This is a genomic window from Enhygromyxa salina (assembly GCF_002994635.1).
GTDB classification, from domain to species: Bacteria; Myxococcota_A; Polyangia; order Nannocystales; family Nannocystaceae; genus Plesiocystis; species Plesiocystis salina_B.
The window spans coordinates 134773-155868 of sequence record NZ_PVNL01000051.1 but is presented as its reverse complement, the minus strand read 5'-3'; the positions used below and the strand labels follow the sequence as shown (position 1 = coordinate 155868).

Annotated in this window: 19 protein-coding genes; 8 read left to right on the top strand and 11 right to left on the bottom strand. The window is 68.8% G+C overall.

Annotation, left to right across the window (positions count from 1 at the left end; translation table 11 throughout):
* Positions 1 to 49 precede the first annotated feature (49 nt).
* The 5 genes from ENSA7_RS13560 to ENSA7_RS13540 all read right to left on the bottom strand — a co-directional run bounded on the left by ENSA7_RS13560 (position 50) and on the right by ENSA7_RS13540 (position 5864).
* Positions 50 to 1084 carry a formylglycine-generating enzyme family protein gene (locus ENSA7_RS13560; protein WP_181233709.1) on the bottom strand — a complete coding sequence of 345 codons (1035 nt, stop codon included), beginning with the start codon at positions 1082 to 1084 and terminating at the stop codon, positions 50 to 52.
* A gap of 512 nt (positions 1085 to 1596) precedes the next feature.
* The gene (locus ENSA7_RS13555; protein WP_106089697.1) at positions 1597 to 2421 is read right to left on the bottom strand and encodes a formylglycine-generating enzyme family protein; all 825 of its coding nucleotides are present in this window, start codon (positions 2419 to 2421) and stop codon (positions 1597 to 1599) included.
* 74 nt (positions 2422 to 2495) lie between these two features.
* The gene (locus ENSA7_RS13550; RefSeq protein WP_106089696.1) at positions 2496 to 3260 is read right to left on the bottom strand and encodes a class I SAM-dependent methyltransferase; all 765 of its coding nucleotides are present in this window, start codon (positions 3258 to 3260) and stop codon (positions 2496 to 2498) included.
* On the bottom strand, positions 3257 to 5131 hold the full coding sequence (locus ENSA7_RS13545; protein WP_106089695.1) for a MutS-related protein: 1875 nt from the start codon (positions 5129 to 5131) through the stop codon (positions 3257 to 3259). Before ENSA7_RS13545 ends, ENSA7_RS13550 begins: the two co-directional genes overlap by 4 nt.
* Entirely contained in the window at positions 5121 to 5864 is a 744-nt protein-coding gene (locus tag ENSA7_RS13540) for a hypothetical protein (protein ID WP_106089694.1), read from the bottom strand. The genes ENSA7_RS13545 and ENSA7_RS13540 overlap by 11 nt, the downstream gene beginning before the upstream one ends.
* A gap of 322 nt (positions 5865 to 6186) precedes the next feature.
* Here ENSA7_RS13540 and ENSA7_RS13535 point away from each other — a divergent pair, with 322 nt between their 5' ends.
* Positions 6187 to 6648, top strand: a complete 462-nt coding sequence (locus ENSA7_RS13535) for a hypothetical protein (protein ID WP_106089693.1) — start codon at positions 6187 to 6189, stop codon at positions 6646 to 6648.
* A gap of 9 nt (positions 6649 to 6657) precedes the next feature.
* Here ENSA7_RS13535 and ENSA7_RS13530 read toward each other — a convergent pair whose 3' ends face one another.
* Positions 6658 to 8568, bottom strand: a complete 1911-nt coding sequence (locus ENSA7_RS13530) for an acetate/propionate family kinase (RefSeq protein WP_106089692.1) — start codon at positions 8566 to 8568, stop codon at positions 6658 to 6660.
* 122 nt (positions 8569 to 8690) lie between these two features.
* Between ENSA7_RS13530 and ENSA7_RS13525 the strand changes: the two genes are divergently transcribed.
* A complete protein-coding gene (locus ENSA7_RS13525) occupies positions 8691 to 10481 on the top strand; it encodes an acyl-CoA dehydrogenase family protein (RefSeq protein ID WP_106089691.1) in 1791 nt (596 codons plus the stop codon).
* Positions 10482 to 10484: 3 nt separating this feature from the next.
* On the opposite strand, the gene ENSA7_RS43605 is transcribed toward ENSA7_RS13525, so the two are convergent.
* Positions 10485 to 11588 (bottom strand): CAP domain-containing protein, encoded by a 1104-nt coding sequence (locus ENSA7_RS43605; RefSeq protein ID WP_181233708.1) that lies wholly within the window; start codon positions 11586 to 11588, stop codon positions 10485 to 10487.
* 105 nt (positions 11589 to 11693) lie between these two features.
* On the opposite strand from ENSA7_RS43605, the gene amrB reads away from it, so the two are divergent.
* Genes amrB through amrS form a run of 3 tightly spaced genes read left to right on the top strand, consistent with a single transcriptional unit; the run spans position 11694 to position 14184 of the window.
* Positions 11694 to 12509, top strand: a complete 816-nt coding sequence (amrB, locus tag ENSA7_RS13510) for an AmmeMemoRadiSam system protein B (protein WP_106089755.1) — start codon at positions 11694 to 11696, stop codon at positions 12507 to 12509.
* The gene (amrA, locus tag ENSA7_RS13505) at positions 12506 to 13114 is read left to right on the top strand and encodes an AmmeMemoRadiSam system protein A (RefSeq protein ID WP_106089689.1); all 609 of its coding nucleotides are present in this window, start codon (positions 12506 to 12508) and stop codon (positions 13112 to 13114) included. Before amrB ends, amrA begins: the two co-directional genes overlap by 4 nt.
* Positions 13111 to 14184 (top strand): AmmeMemoRadiSam system radical SAM enzyme, encoded by a 1074-nt coding sequence (gene amrS, locus ENSA7_RS13500; protein WP_106089688.1) that lies wholly within the window; start codon positions 13111 to 13113, stop codon positions 14182 to 14184. Before amrA ends, amrS begins: the two co-directional genes overlap by 4 nt.
* A 154-nt stretch (positions 14185 to 14338) precedes the next feature.
* Here the strand turns inward: amrS and ENSA7_RS43600 are convergent, their stop codons facing one another.
* Positions 14339 to 15223 (bottom strand): hypothetical protein, encoded by an 885-nt coding sequence (locus ENSA7_RS43600; RefSeq protein ID WP_181233707.1) that lies wholly within the window; start codon positions 15221 to 15223, stop codon positions 14339 to 14341.
* A gap of 113 nt (positions 15224 to 15336) precedes the next feature.
* The gene (locus tag ENSA7_RS13490; protein ID WP_106089687.1) at positions 15337 to 17016 is read right to left on the bottom strand and encodes a DUF3556 domain-containing protein; all 1680 of its coding nucleotides are present in this window, start codon (positions 17014 to 17016) and stop codon (positions 15337 to 15339) included.
* 142 nt (positions 17017 to 17158) lie between these two features.
* On the opposite strand from ENSA7_RS13490, the gene ENSA7_RS13485 reads away from it, so the two are divergent.
* Positions 17159 to 17755: a cob(I)yrinic acid a,c-diamide adenosyltransferase gene (locus tag ENSA7_RS13485; protein WP_106089686.1), complete on the top strand. Its 597-nt coding sequence runs from the start codon at positions 17159 to 17161 to the stop codon at positions 17753 to 17755.
* Positions 17756 to 17765: 10 nt separating this feature from the next.
* Positions 17766 to 17981: a hypothetical protein gene (locus ENSA7_RS13480; protein WP_106089685.1), complete on the top strand. Its 216-nt coding sequence runs from the start codon at positions 17766 to 17768 to the stop codon at positions 17979 to 17981.
* An 18-nt stretch (positions 17982 to 17999) separates the two neighbouring features.
* Here the strand turns inward: ENSA7_RS13480 and ENSA7_RS13475 are convergent, their stop codons facing one another.
* Both ENSA7_RS13475 and ENSA7_RS13470 read right to left on the bottom strand, forming a co-directional pair.
* Positions 18000 to 18869 (bottom strand): 1,4-dihydroxy-6-naphtoate synthase, encoded by an 870-nt coding sequence (locus ENSA7_RS13475; RefSeq protein ID WP_106089684.1) that lies wholly within the window; start codon positions 18867 to 18869, stop codon positions 18000 to 18002.
* A 21-nt stretch (positions 18870 to 18890) separates the two neighbouring features.
* A complete protein-coding gene (locus ENSA7_RS13470; RefSeq protein WP_106089683.1) occupies positions 18891 to 19541 on the bottom strand; it encodes a phosphorylase family protein in 651 nt (216 codons plus the stop codon).
* Between the two features lie 40 nt (positions 19542 to 19581).
* Between ENSA7_RS13470 and ENSA7_RS13465 the strand changes: the two genes are divergently transcribed.
* Positions 19582 to 21081, top strand: a complete 1500-nt coding sequence (locus ENSA7_RS13465; protein WP_106089682.1) for a dihydrolipoyl dehydrogenase family protein — start codon at positions 19582 to 19584, stop codon at positions 21079 to 21081.
* Positions 21082 to 21096 lie beyond the last annotated feature (15 nt).

Genomic DNA, 21096 nt, shown 5'->3' with positions numbered 1-21096 from the left:
CTTTGTCTTTCGCGGCTCTCGCGAGCCGGGTGATGCGACCGGATTCAGATCAGGGAGTGTCGCAGCAACGAAAGCCGTGGCTGCTGGCACGAAAATCACGCGGGCGGACGCTGTCGATGCTGCAGCGCGCCGTGGGACCATCGCTGAAGTAGGAGCCGCCGCGCCGCCGGCACTCGCCGTTGTCGTTGCAGGCGTTGGTCCACTCCCACACGTTGCCGCTCATGTCGTACAGGCCCGGGTAGCCACCCAGGCAGGTCTGCACGCTGCCGACGTTGGTGCGCTGGCCATACCCAGCGTCCACGGTGTTGCAGGCGTTGCCGATGTAGAGCAGCCCGTAGGGGTAGTTCTTCACGCCGCCCTGGGTGCAGGCCTTGTACCACTCGTTGTTGGCGGGGTTCTGGACGTCGGCGAGCTGGGCCGGGCCGCCACTGATCGCGCCGCACAGCCGCTTGCCAGCCCACGCGCAGTACGCTGTCGCGTCACACCAGTCGACGCCGACGACCGGGAGGTTGGGCGGCGGCTCCACGGGCCAGTTGTCGGGGATGAAGTCGTTCTTGAACGCGCACTCGGGCGGCATCAACACGTCGAGGTACTCGGGTGAGAACTGGATGGCGTTGAAGACCGCATAGTCACCGTTGCTGACCTCGGTGGCGTCGATCGAGTACTGGCCGATCACGACCGCGTCGGGGCCGTCGGGACACGGGCCACAGTTGGGCATGCCGCAGCCATCGGCACACACGCCGTCGCCGTCGCCATCGCCGTCGCCGTCCCCATCTCCGTCCCCATCTCCGTCGCCGTCGCCGTCGCCGTCGCCGTCGCCGTCGCCGTCGCCGTCGCCGTCGCCGTCGCCATCTCCGTCGCCGTCGCCGTCTCCGTCGCCCGGGTCTCCGTCGCCGTCGCCCGGGTCGCCGTCGCCGTCGCCCGTTTGGGTGTCGCCGTCTCCGTCACCCGAGAGCGTGGTTGCGTCGCCGTCCCCGTCGCCGTCGCCCGCTGTGCCCGTGGCGGTCTCGTCGGTCCCGCCATCAGCCGGGGCGTCGTCGTTGCAGGCGCTGAGCGAAACTGCGCAAGTGAGAAGGAGGGCCAAGTTAGTTTGGTGAAGAGCTTTCATGTTGGTCGTCCGAGTATCCCCGAGATTTCCCAGGTATCTAGAGTCTCGAAAGTGAACATTCAGAACCAAAACAACTCGAGAAAACATATCGACCGCACGAAGACGCGAGGCTCGCCCCGTCGCTACCGGTCGCCCTTCACGTTCTGAGGCTGAATTTCATGTAATTCATAGCGCGCGGACGTCACATTCGCATACTCTAGATATCTACACTGCTCATTGTGGCAACTCACGGTGCTGCGGCGTGGAAACACACGAGCTGACGCCGATCGCAAATTTCGACAGCTCGACGTCGCGAACCGCCGCGACAGCGTGATCCCCAGCCTTTGCGACCATCCTTCCGGCATGTCCATGTCCGGCAACCGGTGAGGCTTCAAGCCAATCTCGAAAACACCCCGCTGCCCACGATGATCCAGTCTGAGAATGGCGCCTGCAAGCGGGTCAGAAGCCTGACCCGAGCTGAAAACAGCCTGACCCGAGCTGAAAACAGCTCAGATCGAGCAGCAGCGAAATCCGAGGCCATTGTCGCGCTCACCCCGGGGTCGCGCGCTGTTGACCGCGCAGCGCAAGTTGGGGCCGTCGCTGTGCCGCGAGCCGCCGCGACGTCGGCACTCGGTGCTCGCGTCGCCGCCGTCCGATTGGCATGCATTGGTCCACTCCCACACGTTCCCGCTCATGTCAAACAGCCCAGTCACGCCCCCTTCGCAAGTTGCGAGCGACCCCGTTGGGATCAGCGCATCGTTGCCCGAGTCGTCGCCGTTGCACAGCAGCGGGTCATAGTCGGCGCCGTACGGGTACGCGCTCGCGCCGGCGTTCGAGCAGGCTTGGTGCCAGGCGTTCTCGGGGCCATCGCTGTTGTCGAACTCGATGGCCCCGCCGGCGACCGCGCCGCACAGCTGCTTGCCGGCCCACGCGCAAAAAACCGCGGCGTCACACCAATCGACGCCGACCACCGGCAGAGCTGGATCGAGCTCGGCCGACCACCCGAGCGGCTCGAAGCTGCTCTTCCACTCGCACCCCGACGGGACCGCGCCCGCGTCGAACTCGACCTCGAGCAGCAGCGCGTACTGGCCGTTGTCGACCTCCGTCGCGTCGATCTGAAACCCGCCACCGTCGACCATCGTCGCGGTGGGGCAGGTCCCACACCCCTCGGTGCCGCACACGTCCATGCACGCGCCCTCGCCGAGCCCCGTGCCCTCGTCGTAGGGGCCCGACTCCGTCTCTTCGTCGGCCGCCTCCGAACTCGACCCCGTGCACCCGAGCATGAGCAACGCGACCACGACCAGTGACGAGCGAAGCGCTGGTTTCACAAACATGATGCGCGAGTCTATCGTGGTCGCGCGCGGCGCTGGGAAAATCGGTGCTGACTTTCGAGACCCACGCAGCTGGTCTAAAGACCACGACGCCGACGCGCGCTAACGACCATCAGCTCCGACTCGCCCGTGTACGGCTGCCCGTTGAACCCGCCCGCGAGCTCGACGATCTCGAGCCCGGCCAGCTCGAGCGCCGATCGCAGCTGATCGGCGAGCAGGTAGCGCTGACACAGGGTGCCCTCGATCGCCTCCTCGGCGCCAACGCGCACGTGCAGGTAGGTGGCGTCGATCCGTTGGTGCGGCTTGTCCCAGCTGCTGCGCTCGAGCACTTCGTAGCGGTGGCCGTCGAGCTCGATGATCTTCACCCGCTCGAGCCAGCTGGGGTCCTGGTCGTCGGGATCGGCCTCTGCATGAAATCCGTCGGCGGCCCACACATCGAGGAGTAGCAGCCCGTCGTCAGCGAGGAGCTCGACCACCTTGGCCAAGGTCGCCGCGACCGCGGCCTCGGTCAGCAGGCAGTACAGCCCGCCGTACGGAATGATCACCCGATCAAAGCGACGGCCCCCGAGCTGCTCGACGCCGACGCTGCACATGTCCGCGCACACGAACTCGATGCCGGGAGCCCGCGCCGCGGCGAGCTCGAGCAGCTGCGCGTCGATGTCCACGCCGACCCGCACGCCAGGATTCGAGTGCTCGGCCAGCGCACCGAGCACGCGCGCGTCACCGCAGCCGAGCTCCACGATCGCGAGCGAACCGGCGCAGCGCTCCCGGTAAAAGTCGACGTCGCCGGGGTTGCCGTCGTGAACGGCGGCGTAGAAACGAGCGGGGTAGTCGGTGCTCATACGTCGAGTCCCACGGAGCGCATCAGCTCGAGCGCGTTGGACTTTCGGACCACGCCGGGTCGCATGCGGTAGTCGAAGTGCAGCGTGCCATCGAGCAGGTCATCTTGAAAATGCACGTTGATGGCGGCCGGCGCGAGGGCCTCGGCCGCCTCGGCGAGCGCGAGATCGTGGGTCGTCATCAGCCCGATCGCGCCGCGCTCGAGCAGGCTGCGCAGCAGCGCCTCCGCGCCGATCCGCCGATCGTGCGAGTTGGTGCCATGAAAGATCTCGTCGAGCAAGAACAGGGTCGGGTCGGCGGCGGCGAGCTCGCTGATCGTCCGCAGCCGGGTGAGCTCGGCCCAGAACCGGGACGCGCCCTCGCGCAGCGAGTCCTGGATGCGCAGCGTCGCGCCGATCCGCACGGGCGTCAGCTGCATCGAGACAGCCCGAACCGGCCCGCCCGCCAGCGCCAGCACCACGTTGCACCCGACCGTGCGCAAGAAGGTGCTCTTGCCCGACATGTTCGACCCGCTGATCACGTGGGCGCGGACGGGCTCGACGAGCTGCAGGTCATTGCGGATGCACCCCTCGCGCGCCAGCAGCGGGTGCCCGAGCGCCTCGCCAACGATGCACGGCAGTGAGCTCGCGTCGGTGGTCCCGAGCAGCTCGGGGAACACGTCGTCGGGGTTCTCGAACGCGTGGTTGGCGAGCGAGCTCAGGGCCTCGAGCTCGGCGAGCGCGGCGATCCAGGCGGCGATCTGCGGACCGTGGCGCTGACGCCAACGCTCGATCGCGCCAGCGAAGTTGGGACCCCACATCAAGATCACCGCGATCGGGGCGAACAGGCCGTTGCGCTGGGCTTCGTACCAGCCCGCGAGCCGACGCAGGTCGGCGATCGCCTGTGAAGCCGGCTGGCCCGCGCTGGTCAGCGCGCCGCGCAGCTCGACGAGGCGCGGATCCTCGAACGGCTCGGCCTCGATCCGAGCCAGCAGCGCCGCGAGCACCGACAGCTCGCGTCCGTGGCGATCGGCCGGCCCAGCCGCCCGCGCCAGCGTGTCTTTCAGCGCCCGATAGATCCCGCCCTCGATCACCAGCACGGCCAGCAGCGACCACAGGCCGGCGATCATGCCCAGCGCCCACACGACCACGCTCGCAATCGCCAGCAGCGGCAACACCAGCCCCAACACTGGCAGCGCGCGGCGAGCCTGGGCAGAGAACAGGGCCGGCGCGCGGCCCCAGTCGATCAGCACGGCCGGCCGAACCTCGACCCGCGCCGCCGCCCCGAGCACCGCCAGATCCTCGCGCAGCTCGACCCCGTCGATCAGCGCGCGGACGGATCGCTGACGGCCGGTGATGACCTCCGCGTCGACGCGGCGCTCGGCGTGGACCGTCAACCAGCTGGCCAGCTGTTGTTCGCCGCCGCGGGTCCGCGCCCGACACAGCAGATCGAACAGGGAGCCCTCGCCAAACAGATCGAGATCCGCGCTGTAGGGGTGCGCCGGGTCGGCGTACTGCGTGGTCACGCCCTTGCCCGCCCAGCGATCGTGGAGGCGATCGAGACCCTCGCGGTAGTGGGCGACCGCGCGCTGGGCCGCGTCGCGACGCTCGAGCACGCGCTCGTGAACGACCACCAAGATCGCGAACCCAACCACCGGGACGCCCAGGCTCAGCCACGAAAATTTCAGCAGCCAGCCCGCGACCACCAGCAGCAAGAACAGACCGAAGCACAGCACGCGGGCCCGCGACAGGTTGCCGTCGCGCCGCTCGAGCTGCGCGAGCGCGGCCTCCCAGATCTGCAGGCGGTCGCGATAGCGAGCCGCCGGAGCGGCCCGGGCGTCGTCGATCGCGCTCACGCTCGCCGACGACGGTCCGCCCTGCGGTTCAGATTGCATCAGCAGGCGGAGGCGGGGCTGCGCTCGCCAGCGCAGCCTTGGCTGCCGCGAAGTTGGCGTGCTTGGTCGCTACGTTGTTCTTCATCTGCAAGGTCCCGAGCGACGCGTCATCCAAGAACTCGATCTCGCGGCCGTCGACCACGAACTTGCGGGCCTCGCCCTCGCCCTCGACGCTGCAGGTCGCGGGCGCGGACTTCCAGTCGTCGAACCGCTCGGTCCACGCCAGGCAGGTGCCGGCGCCGTCGAGCACGTAGGTCTTGCCGCCGTGGCACGCGATCACCGTGTCGCCGGCGACCGTGCCCGATGAGCCCAGCCCCGCATGCAGCGTATCGCGGACGAAGGTGAAGCTCTTGTAGACCGTCACCCCCTCGTCGACGTCGGTGTAGGTGATCTGGCAGGGCGAGTAGAGCGAGAACTCGAGCTTGCGCTCGGCGGTCCCGTCGAACTCGACCAGCGTCGCGCCGTCGATCATCCACGCGACCTGCTTGCCCGCGACCTCGCCGTCGAGCGTCCACGATCCCTGCCAGCTGGCCTCGGCGGCCTCGAAGTCGAAGCTGGCGAACGGTCCGGATGGGGCGTCCTTGGGGACCTCGGGGAGCGGCTCTTGGGTCCGCTCACCCGACGGCGCGCCCTCGGGGACCTCGTCTTTTTTTCCGCACCCGCAGATCAACAAGCCCGCCAGCGCGAAACGCCATACATGCTTGGTCGTGGGCGGCTTTGTGCTGGTGTTCATCGCGGCGGACCATAGCGGAACCGCGCTGGTTCGCCAGCGCCGGGTCTCGCCTGCGACGCGGGTCCGGTCCGGCGCCGCGCCACCCGCCGCCGCCCACCCGCCACGACCGGGGCTCGAGACTCGCTCGTGCCTTGCGCAAGCGCGGTTGGCCCGCAGCGGTTGGTTCTGCCCCTAAAGCTACCTATTTGATCGAAAGATCAACAATGTAAATTGTGGCCCCAAACGGCGTACACTAGTCGTGTGGTGGCTGTCATGGTACTCAGTGCAGGTCGAGCTCCCAGCTGTGGATGCGCGATATCACCCTCAGGATTCCCTGTCGTTCATGGCCCGCGGCGACACCAATATCGAGGTTGGCGAGACAGCTGACGGCCTCTGGGTCGCGGGCGCGGCTGGGCGCGGCCGGATCGCCCAGCTCAGCGACACCGTCGTCCGGATCGACGTCGAGGGCCACGCCTACGGCGAGTTCGCCGAAGCCATGACCCCGCTCATGGACCAGCTCGTCAACGGCCACAAGCGTCTCTACCTGGCGATCGACGCCGAGGGGATGGCGAGCTATGACGCCCGGTTTCGCTACGTCTGGACCGAGTGGATCAAGCGGTATGAGGGCGCGCTGGATGGCCTGGTGATCTTGTTTCGCAGCCGGGTGGTTCAGAGCGTCGTGGTCATCATCAACGCGGTCACGGGCGGCGATCTGGTCGAAGCATGCGACGACCGCGACGCCTTCGAGGCCCGCCTGGCCGCCGCCGTCCTCCGGTCATCGCCAGCTGCACCGGTAATTTCGTAGCGCGCAGGCCTACGTGAGCCGGCTGGCGACGACCTTGCGCGAGGTCAGCCGCGCCGATCCAGCAGTGGGAACCAGCATCCCCTCCGCGTCTGGGTTGAGATCCGCGGCGTTGGCCTCGTCGGTGTCGATGTGCATCTCGAGCGCGTACTTCGGCGACACCCGGACCATCACGTCGCCGAACACCAGATCTCGACCCGACGTGGGCGAGTCGACCGAGACCTCGACGACGTCGCGATCGGCGACCCCGTAGTGCGCCGCGTCGTCGGGCGTCATGTGGATGTGCCGCCACGCACAGATCACCCCTTCGCGCAGCTGCAGCGATCCCTTCGGCCCGCGCAGGGTGATGCCAGGGCTGTTCGACACGTCCCCCGAGGCGCGCACGGGGGCGTCGATCCCGAGGTGAAACTCGTCGGTCCGGCTGATCTCGACCTGGCAGGCCGGCCGCACCGGGCCGAGCACCCGCACGCCTTCGATGCTGCGCTTGGGACCGATCACGTCGAGGGTCTCCTCGCACGAGAACTGCCCGGGCTGCGACAGCGGCTTGCGTGGCGTGAGCTGGTGGCCGGCGCCAAACAGCGTGGCCACGGCCTCGGGGGTGAGGTGAATGTGGCGGGCCGAGATCGCTATCGGGATCGGGCGCTCGGGCTGCGCGGCCCGACCCGCGCCGATCTTGTCGAGCGAGGCCAGCAGCGCTGCAGCCTCGCGGGCCATCTCCAGCTGCTCATCGGTCGCGATCGCCAGCAGCCGCACGCGGCTGTTGTCGGCGCTCAGCTCGGCGACCGGACGGGCGTCATCGACCGCGCCGTCGCGGTTGCGATCTTCGTCGAGCCGGGCCCCGAGAAACTCCAGCCGCTGGCACGCGCGATGCCGGATCAGCGCGCTGTTCTGGCCGATCCCACCCGTGAACACGATCGCGTCGACGCCCCCCATCACGGCCGCGTAGGCGCCGATGTACTTGCGCAGGCGGTGGGCGAACACGTGCAGCGCGAGCCGGCAGGCCTCGTCGCCCTCGCCGGCCCGGCGCTCGATGTCCCGCATGTCGTTGCCGACGCCCGACAGCCCGGCGAGCCCGCTGCCGTGGTTGAGCAGCTCGTCGATCCCGTCGACGTCGAGCTCGCCGCTGCGCAGCAGGTGCAAGATGATCCCCGGGTCGAGGTCGCCGCTGCGCGTGCCCATGACCAAGCCCTCGAGCGGGGTCATGCCCATGCTCGTCTCGACCGAGCGGCCATACTCGACGGCGCACACCGAGCAGCCGTTGCCGAGGTGGCAGGTGATCACGCGCAGGTCGCGAAGATCCTCGCCGAGCTGCTCGGCCGCGCGCGCGGCCACGTGGGCGTGGCTGGGCCCGTGAAACCCATAGCGACGGATCTGATGACGGGCCGCCAGCGCGGTCGGGATCGCGTAGGCCTGGGCGCGGCGCGGCAGGGTCTGGTGAAACGCGGTGTCGAACACGGCGACGTGCTCGAGCCCTGGCAGCTGCTGCTTGGCCGCCCGGATGCCCGCGAGGTTGGCCGGGTTGTGGAGCGGCGCGAGCGGGATCAACTCCGCGATCGCGGCCTCGACCGCGCTGTCGATCCGCGCGGGCTCGGCGAAGCGATCGCCACCGTGGACGACCCGGTGCACGACGCCATCGAGCTCGACGGCCGCGGCGGTCAGGCGCTCGCGCAGCTGCGGCAGCACCTCGGCGAGCGCCGCCGCATGATCTGCGGCCGCGACCGGATGCCCGACCGCGTCACGCTCGGCCCACGGACCGCGCCAACGCAGCCGCGCCCGTGACTCGCCGGCGCGCCCGGCCCCCGGCGCCTCACCACGCTCACCGATCCGATCGATCACGAAGCCGCCATGCCGCCGCCCCGACTCGGTGTTGACGATCTCGGCCTTGATCGACGAGCTCCCGCAGTTGATCACCAGCACCTGCATGGCTGGCTTGTAGCACGGCGCCGCCAGCGGCCGGCGCTGGGTTTCCTCCCACCCTTCACGTGGCGCGGCCTCGGCCGGTCGCGCTCGCCCTCACGCAGATCGAGCGCTACCCTCGGCCGCGTATGGACGACCGTCGCAAGCCGAACAAAGAGCCCGCCCGCAAGCCCGAGGACAACGAGCTGTCGTTCGCGCGCCAGCTGTTCTTCGGCTCGGTCGAGGACGACGAGGTGTTCCCCTACCCCGATGAGCTCGGTGACGAGGAGCGCGAGACCCTCGCCGCGCTGCTCGACCCGCTCGATCGGTTCTTGCGCGAGCGAATTGACGAGTCCGACATCAACCACGACAAGCTGCTCGACCCCGACCTGCTCGAAGAGCTCAAGCAGATGGGCCTGTTCGGGCTGATCATCCCGACCGAGTACGACGGGCTGGGGCTGTCCAACACCGGCTACGCGCGACTGTTCGAGCGGATCGCGGCGACCAGCGCCAGCATCGCGGTGACCGTGGGCGCGCACCAGTCGATCGGGCTCAAGGGCATCTTGCTGTTCGGCACCGACGAGCAAAAGCAGCGCTACCTGCCCGACCTCGCCCTCGGTGACAAGGTCGCGGCGTTCTGCCTGACCGAGCCCAGCTCCGGCTCCGACGCGGCCAGCATCCGCACCCGCGCCGTGCTCTCCGAGGACGGCGAGCACTGGCTGCTCAACGGCGGCAAGCTGTGGATCACCAACGGCGGGTTCGCCGAGGTCTTGACCGTGTTCGCTCAGACCCCGGTCGAGATCGACGGCAAGCTGCAAGACCGGATCACCGCGTTCATCGTCGAGCGTGGGTTTGGCGGGGTCGAGAGCGGGCCGGAAGAGCACAAGCTCGGGCTCAAGGGCTCGAGCACCACCGCGATCCACTTCGAGGACTGCAAGGTGCCCGCGGTCAACGTGCTCGGCGAGGTCGGTGGCGGGTTCAAGGTCGCGATGACGATCCTCAACAACGGCCGGTTCGGGCTCGCGGCCGGGTGCGTGGGCGGGGCCAAGCGGCTGATCCGCGACGCCGCCGCCTACGCGAACGAGCGCGACCAATTCAGCAAGAAGCTCAGCGAGTTCGGCTTGATCAAGAAGAAATTCGCGATCATGGCGCTCAACGTCTACGCCGCCGAGTCGATGACCTACATGACCTGCGGCCTCATGGATCGTGGCGGCCGCGACTACTCGATCGAGGCCGCGATGTCGAAGGTGTTCGCGTCCGAGATGATGTGGACCGTCGCCAACGAGTGCCTGCAGATCATGGGTGGGCTCGGCTACTCGCGCGAGTACGCGTTCGAGCGCTTCGTTCGTGACAGCCGCATCAACATGATCTTCGAGGGCACCAACGAGATCCTTCGCTTGTTCATCGCGCTGTCGGGCATCCAGGCGCCTGGCAAGCACCTGCGCGAGCTCGCCAGCGCGCTCAAGGATCCGCTCGAGAACTACAGCCTGCTGCTGACCGAGCTGGTCTCGCGCGTGCGCGACCGAGTGATCACCGAGGATCTCGACCGCGCGCACCCCAAGCTCAAGCGCGCCGCCGTGCTCATCGAAGATCAGGCCGACGCGTTCGGGCAGGTGATCGAGCGGCTCTTGCGACACCACGGCAAGTCGATCATCGACGAACAGATGCTCGTCGAGCGGCTCGCCGACGTGGCGATCGAGCTCTACGCCATGGTCGCCGTGGTCAGCCGGGCCACGCGGGCGCTCGAGCAGTCTCGCCCAGCCGCCAGCCACGAGGCCCAGCTGGCCTCGGTGTTCTGCCAGCGCGCCAACCGGCGGATCCGCCGACGGCTCCGCGCGATCGAGCAGGGCCGCAAGAACGGCGACGTGCAGCTGCGCGAGATCGCCGACGCGGTGCTCGGCAACGGGGCCTACCTGCCCACGCACCCCGTGCTCGGCTGACGCTCAATTGCAGTCGACGATCTCGACATCGTAGCTGATCGGCACCCCAACCCCGGACACCTCCACGTGGTAGGTCTCGCCGACCTGCGCGGTCCAGCCGTTGGGGATCATAGCGATCGCGCTCGAGCTCCCATACCCGCCAGACAGGTTGACGACCGTCACCGGTCGGTCCTGCCCGCTGCTGGTGATCGTGACCGCCGCGCCGCCGAGGTTGAGCTCGTCGCTCTGCAGCGACCAGCCGCTCTCGTTGAGGCCGTCCCCCCACCACAGCGGGTTGATCGCCTCGCTCGGGAACTGCCCGGGGGGCGGCCACGCGGTCCACTGCTTGCCGGCGTCGCCGTTGCCACCGATCGCCCACATGCACGAGTACCCGTCGGTCGAGCCGATCCCGGTCGGCCCCAGCGAGTTCGACAGGATCCAGCGTCGGTGGCCGAGCGTGGAGGCGTTGCCGTAGTCGATCATGTAGAGGTCGACGGCCGTGACCGCGGCGGTCCCGGCGATGTTCGAGCTGCCCGCGCCCTCGGATCCAGGCCCGCTCCAGCAGCTCCAGTTCATCGGCGGCGTGTGGCTCAGGGCGTTGTTGGCCTGCATCATCAAGGCGCAGGCTTGGGCCTTGGTGTTGCGATCGGCGGAGGTCGTGACCGGCGGCAGATCGGCCAGCCACCGATACAGGTTGATCTGGGCCAGGCTGCGGTTGCGCCACGGGCCGTCCATGTCTCCGGCGTTGCAGCCGTTGACCGACCCGGTCCAGTTGCCCTCGCTGAGGTCAGCGCGGTCGGCGTTCCAGCGCTCGCAGAGGCTCTGGGGATCGCCGTCACCGTCGCCATCTCCCGTGTCGGCGTCGCCATCTCCGTCGCCAGAGTCACCGTCTCCGTCGCCAGCGTCATCGGGGTCACCGTCGCCGTCGCCACCACCCGGGTCGCCGTCACCGGGTTCGCCGTCGCCATCGCCGTCGGGGTTGGTGGTGTCCCCGTCACCGTCGCCATCCCCGGTTGGTCCGCCGCCGGTCGCGTCGCTCGTCGAGGCGTCGCCGAGATCGGTGATGCCCTGGTAGCAACCGAGCGAGGTCGCCAGGGCTAAAATGGAACAGCTCTCAATCCAGTGCATGGCGCCGAGTAGACCACAGGTCCCGAGTGCCAACCCACAAGCGAGAATCACGCGAATTCGACGAACGTAGGGATCTGAGCCCCCAGCGTGGCATGCTGAGTGACGTTGTCAGCCCCCACCCACGCACGTCCGCCAGCGGTCGCTGGCCGATTTTACCCCGGCGATCGCACCCAGCTAGTCGGGACGCTCACGCAGCTGATGGCCCCGACGGCCACGCTCGCCCGCCGAGCCGCGAAAGGGATCATCGCACCACACGCGGGCTACGTGTACTCGGGACCGATCGCCGCGACCGCGTACGCGAGCCTGGCCGCGCGGGCCGAGCAGATCGAGACCGTCGTGCTGCTCGGCCCCGCCCACCGCGTGCACCTGCAGGGCCTGGCCTTGCCGGAGGCGTCACGCTTCGCAACCCCGCTCGGCGAGGTCGAGATCGACGCAGCGCTCGCGGCTCGGGTGCTGAAGCTCCCGCAGGTGCAGCGGAGCGCCCAGGCCCACGCGCTAGAGCACTCGCTCGAGGTCCACGTCCCGTTCTTGCAGACGCTGCTGCCCCGGTTCACGTTGCTGCCGCTGGTCGTCGGCGACGCGACCCCGGACCAGGTCGCCGAGCTGCTCGACCTGTGCTGGGGCGGGCCCGCGACGGCGATCGTGATCTCCAGCGATCTCTCGCACTACCACAGCTACGCCGAAGCCACGCGCCTCGATCGCGCGACGGCTGCCTGGATCGAATCAGCCAGCGCCCCCGGTCTCGATCCGCAGCGGGCCTGCGGCGCGCGCTGCATCGACGGGTTGATCGCCCTGGGCCAGCGGCGGCAGCTCGGGATCGAGCTGCTCGACCTGCGAAACTCCGGCGACACCGCGGGCACCCGCGACCAGGTCGTGGGCTACGGCGCGTTCGCGATTCATGAGGCGCAGCGATCGGCATGAGCGTGGACGGCCCCGCGCCCCCGCCCCGGGTCGATCCCCGTGAGCTCGACGCCGAGCTGGTCCTCGCGATCGCCCGCGGCGCCGTCGACGAGCGGTTCGGCGCGACGGCGCTCGTCCCCCCCGCCCACGCGTGGCTCGACCGGCCCGCGGCCACGTTCGTGACGATCAACCGCGGCGAGCAGCTGCACGGCTGCATCGGCTCGATCGAGGTCCGCGTGTCGCTGAGGGAGGACCTGCGACACAACGCGGTGATGGCCGCGTTCCACGATCCCCGCACCCGCGCCCTGCGAGCCGCGGAGCTCGACTTGGTGCGGTTCTCGGTCTCGGTGCTCGGCCCGCGCTCGGCCCTGCAGTTCAGCGACGAGGCCGACGCCCGCCGCCGCCTGCGACCCCGCGTCGACGGGCTGATCATGGCCTGCAATGGCCACCGGGGCGTGTTCCTGCCCAAGGTCTGGGACGCGCTGCCCGAGGCCGGGGCGTTCCTCGACAATCTCAAGCGCAAGGCCGGACTGGCGGCGAACTTTTGGAGTCCTACGCTCACGCTCGAGCGCTTCGAGGTGGTCGAGTTCGCCGAGCCGCGCACCCGGTCCCCCGCGTCCCCATGACCCACGACGACGGCTATCTGGCTCGCTACTGGCACCCGCGCGACGACGGGCGGATTGTCTGTGATCTGTGCCCGCGCGACTGCACCCTGTCCGACGGCCAGCGCGGGCTGTGCTTCGTCCGCCAGAACGTGGGCGGGCAGCTGCGGCTGACCACCTACGGCCGGTCGTCTGGGCTGTGCATCGACCCGATCGAGAAGAAACCGCTCAGCCACTTTCACCCCGGCACCAGCGTGCTCTCGCTGGGCACCGCCGGCTGCAACCTCAGCTGCAAGTTCTGCCAGAACTGGGACATCTCCAAGTCCCGCGACATGGACACGCTCGCGACCGCCGCCACACCCACGGCGATCGCCGCCGCCGCCCGCCGTCACGGCTGCCACAGCGTCGCGTTCACCTACAACGATCCGACGATCTTCGCCGAGTACGCGATCGACATCGCCGACGCCTGTCATCAGCTGGGGATCCAGACCGTGGCGGTCACCGCCGGCTACATCCACGCGGCCCCGCGCGCCGATCTCTACGCCAAGATCGACGCCGCCAACGTCGACCTCAAGGGCTTCTCCGATCGCTTCTACCGCAAGCTGACCGGCGGGCAGCTCGCCCCGGTGCTCGAGACCCTCGAGTACCTGGTCCACGAGACCGAGGTCTGGACCGAGATCACGACCCTGGTGATCCCCGGGTACAACGACGATGACGCCCAGCTGCGGGCCCAGTGCGAGTGGATCGTCGAGCGGCTCGGCGCCGATGTCCCCGTCCATTTCTCGGGCTTCCACCCGGACTTCAAGCTGCTCGACGTCCCACCCACGCCGCTCGCGACCTTGCGTCGCGCCCGAGCCGTCGCCAAGGCCTGCGGGATCTCCCACGTGTATACCGGCAACGTCCACGACGTCGACGGCGACACGACCCACTGCGGTGCCTGCGGTGAGCCGGTGATCGTGCGCGACTGGTACGCGCTGCTCGACTACCGGCTGAGCCCCGACGGCGCCTGCCCAGCCTGCGCGACCCCCCTGCCCGGCCGGTTCTCCCCGACCCCCGGAACCTTCGGCCGCAAGCGCCTCCAGATCGTGGTCTAGAGTTCGCGAGCGGAACACAAACCGGCCGCCTACTCCGAGGAGCAGGCGGCCGATGTCCCGCAAGCTGGTTAGGAGCCTCGCTGCCATCGCGCGGACCAATACGACGAGGCGTCCGCAAGCGGGCCAGAAGCCTGGCCCGAGCTGAAAACAGCCCCTACTGGCCGTAGCCGCCGCTGCCGGGCGGGCCGTAGCCGCCGGGAGGCGGACCGCCACCCGGACGCGGCGGCGCTGCCCCACCACCTTGCTGGTAGCCACCTTGCTGGGGCTGCTGGTAGCCCTGCTGCTGGGGCTGCTGGTAGCCCTGCTGCGGTTGCTGGGGCTGCTGGGGCTGTTGGTAGGCTTGCTGAGCCGGCTGCTGCGGCTGCTGGTACGCCTGCTGCTGCTGCTGTTGTTGCTGTTGCTGTTGTTGATACTGCTGCTGCTGCTGCTGGGGCTGCGCCTCGGCTGGCATCGGGATGTCGGGGACCTCGACGCCGACCATCTTCGCGTACAGGTAGCCGGAGCCGCCGAACACCACGATCGCGGTCACCAACGAGGTGAACGAGCCCGCGACCGCGTGCCAGTCTGGCCACTGAAACACGGTCTTGAGCAGCGAGTCGAGCCCCATCACCGTGGCCACCGCGCCGGTCAGCGCGATCGCCCCTGCGACCAATCGCAGCGCCTTGGGCTGCTGCTCGTGGTTGGTCTTGGGCACCGCGAACATGATCGCGCCCCCGAGCACCACGGCGCCGACCAGCAGATCCGGCATCGCGGCCTTGAGCCGCGGCACGAACTCCTTGAAGGTCAGCAACAGGTGCAGCAGCCCCTGCAGGCCGCCAGCGAACAGCGCCGTGCCGACCATGATCAGCGTGCCAACGATGACCTTGAGGCCGATCTGATCGTCGTCGCGCCACGGGCACTCCGCGGACGAGCGCTTGCCCCAGAACAGCAGGATGTAGATCGCACCCGCGACGGGGATCGTCAGCCCGGCGGCGATTGAGCCGAATCCACCATCTGCGGGAACACCGGGTATCGAGGGAGCGAGAGCCGTTAGAGTCACGAGCGCGTTTGGAGGCATCGGCCGCATCCTAGAGCGACGACCGTTCGCGTGTCACGCACTGGATCGAAATGCCGCCAAGCTCGCCATTGGCGGCCAAAATCAGCGTCGCGTGGTCAGCGAGGCGTGGCCTCCCAAGGCTGACGCGCGCGCATCTGAGCCACGCTGAGCTTTCCTTGCTCGATCAATCCCGAGTGCGCGTCGACGATCCGCCACGCCTGGGTGCCACGCCCAAACGGCTGGGCCTCGACGAACACACAGCGCAGCTCCCCCGCTTCGAACTGGCACTGGGCCTGGACCGCGCGCAGCAGCTGGTCCGCGTGCAGGTGTCCGTCGCCGAAGTTCCAGCCCAGCGCCAGGCCGGCGATCACCTCGCCCTCGGCGTATTCGTAGTCTTCGAGATCGTCGACAGCCTTGGGCAGCAGCTCTGGCAGCGCGCGTCCGTGCAGGTGCATCATCCGAAACGCGACGACCTTCGACAGCAGGCCGACCGCCGTGCTGCGATCATAGAACAGCGCGAGCTGGTCGTGGACCCAGCCCGAGCTCTTGGTCAGCCGCTCGAGCTTCTTGTAGCTGTCGCCGCGAAACAGCCAGATCCCGTAGGGCCAGTTGCCGGCGTAGTAGCGCATCGCAAGCAAGAACGACACGGCCCGCGGGACCAGGTTGCCGAGCACCGGGAGCACGACCAGCATCGCAACCAAGAACAGCGCCAGCGGGCTCGGGCCGATGTCGAGCAGCGTGACCTCGGGGTGGGCCCAGAACAGCGCGAACGCGCCGTACACCACCATCACGTTCCACTCGATCGGCACCCCCATGGGCACGTTGCTGGTGATGTAGGCGTGCAGCATCAGCATCAGCACCATGCCCACGATCAATGCGGTGCCGCCCGGGGCGAACACCAACACGATCGGCACGGCGAGCTCGAGCGCGGTGCCGAGGTGGGCCATGAGGTGGGCCAGGCCCGACGGCCGCAGATCGTCGGGGTAGCTGCGATACATTCGCTCGCGCACCCAGCGAAACCGGGTGAACGGGCTGTTGCTGGTCATCACACACACCACCGCCGGGAAGTGGTGGTTGAGCTTGGAGAATCCGGCCCAAAACCACAGGGCCAGCTGCACGGCCTTGGCCCCGGCGATCCAGGCCAGCGGGTCCGCGTCCGAGCCGGCCCAGCTGGTCGCGAACGCGAACACGACGAGGGTGGTCCAGTAGTGCTCACCGCGGGCGACCAGGAACAGGGTCTTGTCGAGCACGCCGAGCAGCGCGATCAAGATCACCAGCGCGAGCAGCTGCTCACGCAGGATCGCGGGCGAGATCAACGTCCAGACCAGCAGCCACATCACGGTCGCGTAGACGGTGGCGTCGACGATCGTGCGCCGCGGGCCGCCGATCAGCGGGGCGCCCTCGAACACCGGCAGCTTGGTCGTGCCCGGCCGCAGAAAGTACAAGAAGCCGCCGACCGGCGGCATGTAGCGGGCCGTCAGCGGTCCGCTGCCGCAGCCGAGCCCCAGCATCTCGAACAGCAGGCTCCACACGATCGCCTTTTGAAACGCGATCGGGTTCAGCCACCACGCTGAGATGCTGCCCAGGTCCCCGAGCCCCGGCGTGAACGAGCAGAACCACACCCACATCCCGACGTAGAGCGCGAGCTTGAACGCGTAGACCAGGTAAACCGCGATCGGCGTGCCATAGCCCTGGATCGCCCAGGCCTGGCAGGCCTGGCGGGCCCGCTCGGTGAACGGCTCCCGCTCCCACGCGAGCGGATCGTAGGGCGGCGGCGAGGGATCGAGCAGGCCCATGTGTGGCGATGATGCCCCAACCCAGGGTTGGATGGTGGTCGTGAAACCACCAGTTTGACCTGTCAATGAGGCGGCCGCGCAACATTCGCGGGACTCACGCAGGCTTGTCGAACACCGTTGGCTGTTATGCTGCGGCCGCCTCATGGTCTACATCTCCAAGGTCTACACGCGCTTCGGCGACGAGGGACAGACGATGCTCGCCAACGGCGACACCGTGGCCAAGAGTTCGGCCCGGGTCTGCGCCTACGGTGAGGTCGACGAGCTGAACGCGGTCATCGGCTTGATCCGGCTCGAGCTCGGGCGCGATCCCAAGGCGGCGGCGCACGAGCAGTTTCGCGGCACGCTAGATGCCGAGCTCGCTCGCGTTCAACAAGAGCTGTTCAACCTCGGGGCCGAGCTCGCCAACCCGGCCGCGGCCGACGGCGGCGCGCGCCTGAAGATCGACGCGCGCCACATCGAGACCCTCGAGTACTCGATCGACCACTACAACGAGGCCCTCGAGCCGCTGCGCAGCTTCATCTTGCCAGGTGGCGGCGCGACCGGGACCGCGGCCCACCTCGGGCGGACCGTGTGCCGTCGCGCAGAGCGACAGCTGGTCGCGCTTGCCGATCACGAGCCGATCCGCGGCGAGACCCGGCGCTACCTCAATCGCCTCAGTGACTGGCTGTTCGTGATCGCCCGCGCGGCCGCGGCTCGCTTCGGTCACGACGAGGTGTTGTGGGACCAACAAAACACCTGACGGGGCCGGCATGCAGCTGAAGAAGTATCGCTACGAGTTCCCGCCGCTCGAGGCCCACTTCGTCGAGGCCCCGTCGCCCCGCGCCGTCGTCGAATTCCTGCAGCGAACCTACCCGCACAACTGGGAAGAGGTGCTGCCGACGATGGTCGAGATCCCGGACTGGCCGGTGTTCTGGAAGACCCTCGACCAACACGGCCGGCCGCTGCCACCCAACAAGGTCGGCTAGCGCGCGCGAACCCAACCCTCAGCGCCACGGGCTCGCGGCGGGCGGCAAGAACCCGCTGGCCCGGCCGCGCGCGAGCAGCTCGTCGATCGCGGCCCGGCCCTCGTCGCCGAGCTCGACGCTGAACGCGTTGACGTAGAGCTCGATGTGCTGGCGGCAGACCTCGTCGTCGAGCTCCTGCGCGTGCTCGCGGATCCACGCGCGCGAGCGCGACGGGTCCGCGAACGCCAGCTCGATCGAGTCACGCAGGCCGTGCTCGAGCGCGTCGATCAGCGCGGGCGCGAGGCGCCGCTCGGCGCAGATCATGCCCAGCGGGATCGGCAGCCCGGTCGCCTGCTCCCACAGCACGCCGAGATCCGCGAGCTCGACCAAGCCGTGGTCGGGGTAGGTGAAGCGGCTCTCGTGGATGATCAGGCCCGCGTCGACCCGACCCTCGGCGACCGCAGGCATGATCTGATCGAAGCGCATGAGCTCGACCGACAGCGGCGCGGCGCGGGTCTCGGCAAAGAAGGTGCGCAGCAGCAGGTGCGCGGTCGTGTACTCGCCGGGGATCGCCACGGTTCGCCCCCGCAGCGCGCCGAGCTCGTCGAGCTGGGCGTCCGCCTCGCGGCGCACGACCAGCGGACCGCAGCCGCGCCCGAGCGCCGCGCCCGAGCCGAGCACCGTGTAGCGATCACACAGGTGCGCGAGCGCGTGAGCGGACAGCTTGGTGACCGGCAGTCGCGGGTCGCCCCCAGGTCCGTGCCCGAGCGCGCGAAGGTTGAGCGCCTCGATGTCAGCGATCGCCGCCCGCAGGCGCACGCCCGGGACCTCGACCTGCCCGGACATCAGCCCGTGAAACATGAACGTGTCGTTGGGACAGCTCGAGAAGCCGACGTCGAGCTCAGGCATGGTGGGCGATAGATATCACCCTCAGGGCAGCACGTCCGCGGCGATGACGTGCTCGAGCACCGCGCCGAGCCGCGTCAGCGCACCCTCGAGGTTCCAGCCGCCCTTGTCGCGGTCGCCGGTCTGGTTGCTGACGATCCGCAGCTGCGCCATCGGCACCTCGAACTGACGGCACACGGCCGCGACAGCGGCGCCCTCCATCGTCTCGAGCTGGGCGCCGCTGCGCAGCGCGTAGGCCTGCGAGATCGCGTCGGAGCCCGCGCCTGTGCTGACGGTCGACCCGGCGACCAGCGGGCACCCGAGCACTGCCGAGAGCTTTCCGGTCAGCCCGGCGTCGCAGGGGATCGGCCCGACCTCGCCGAGCTCGAGGTGCCCGAGGTCCAGGAACCCCGAGGGGGTCAGGACCCCGTCGTCCGCGATGAACTCCGTCACGACCATGCACGCGTCGAGCACCGCGAGCGGCTCGAGGCCGCGACGCAGGTGCCGCTCGGGATAGGCCCCGCCGACACCAAATAGCAGCACGGCGTCGGGCCGCTGCTCGGCCGGGCCGGCCAGCGCGGCGGTCATGCTCATGGTCGCGGCGATCTTCCCAACCCCGAGCTCGAGCGTTGGATGTCGCGTGCTCTGCAGGCACGCGCCCTCGCGCGCGGCTGCGAACGCCAACAGTGTCGACATGGAGGTGACTGTACCCCATCGTCGCGTGTACCCTGCCCGCGTGCCCGACTTCGACGTGTGCGTGATCGGTGGTGGCCCCGCTGGCTTCGCTGCTGCGATGCGCTGCTGGGACTTTGGCAAGCGCGTGGCGCTGATCGAGAAGGGCCCACTCGGCGGCGTTGGCGTGTTCAACGGCGCCCTGTCGAGCAAGACATTCTGGGAGCTGTCTCGCGACTTTCGCAACGCGCAGCGGCGCGATCGCGGGTTTCGTGCCGAGCAAGTCGAGGTCGACTTCGATCGCGTCAGCGCCGTGGTCGATCAGGCGTGCAACGAGAAAGCCCGACAGATCGCCCGCCAGCTCGAAGCCCTGGCTCAGCCGCAGCCCGGCTGTCCCGGCAGCATCCGCCACTTCAACGGCACCGCGCGGTTCCTCGACGCGCACCACCTGCAGGTCGAGGGCACGGGCGCGGGTCAGAGCTGGCGACTCAACGCCAAGCACTTCGTGATCGCCACCGGCTCACGGCCCCGCGATCTCCCTGGCATCGAGGTCGACGGGCGGTCGATCATCACCTCGGACCACATCGGCACGCTGAAGGCGTTTCCGCGATCGCTGGTGATCCTCGGCGCCGGCGTGGTCGGCTGCGAGTTCGCAACGATCTTCGCCAACTACGGACGCACCAAGGTCTACCTGATCGACCGGGCGCCGCGGATCCTGCCGTTCGAGGACGCCGACATCGCCAACTTGTGCGCCAACAACCTCGAGGCCGCGGGGGTGACGATCCACCACCAGGCCAAGCTCGTCTCGATGAAGCGGATCCCCCCCGATCACGGCGACGTCCATGACGGCGTCGTCGAGTACACGATCGAGCACGCGACCGGCGGACGCGAGACCATCCGGGTCGAGAAGGCGCTGATCTCCGTCGGGCGCGTGCCCAACACGGAGTCGCTCGCGCTCGACAAGGCCGGCGTCGAGCTCAGTCCGCAGGGCCACGTGCTCGACGAGGACACCCGCACCAACGTCCCGCACATCTTCGCGGCCGGCGACGTCACCCAGCACATCGCGCTGGTCAACGTCGGCGAGATCGAGGGCCGCCACGCCGCCGAGCGGATCTGTGGGCTCCACGACGGCGCGCTGAGCTACGAGAACCTCGCCACGATCATGTTCCTGGCCCCGGAGGTGGCCGCGATCGGCCTCAATGAGCAGGCCGCCCAGGAGCAGCGCATTCCCTACCGCGTGGGCGTGTATGACTACAGCCTGGTCAACCGCGCGATCGCCATGCGCGACACGGAGGGGTTCGTGAAGCTGCTCGTCAGCGACGACGACGAGATGAAGATCCTGGGCATGCGAGCGCTCGGGACTCACGCTTCGACCACGCTCGAGGCGGTGTCGTTGATGATCCAGCATGGTCGCTCGGCCCGCGAGCTCGCGGAGCTGTACCACCCCCACCCTGCGATCACGGAAGGCCTGCAGGACTGCGTGCGGATGTTGCTGGGTAGCTCGATCTACAAGCCCAGCGTGTTCCAGTCGGAGCTGCGCCTGTCCCGAGTGCACTACGAGTAGCCTCGGGAGTAACCT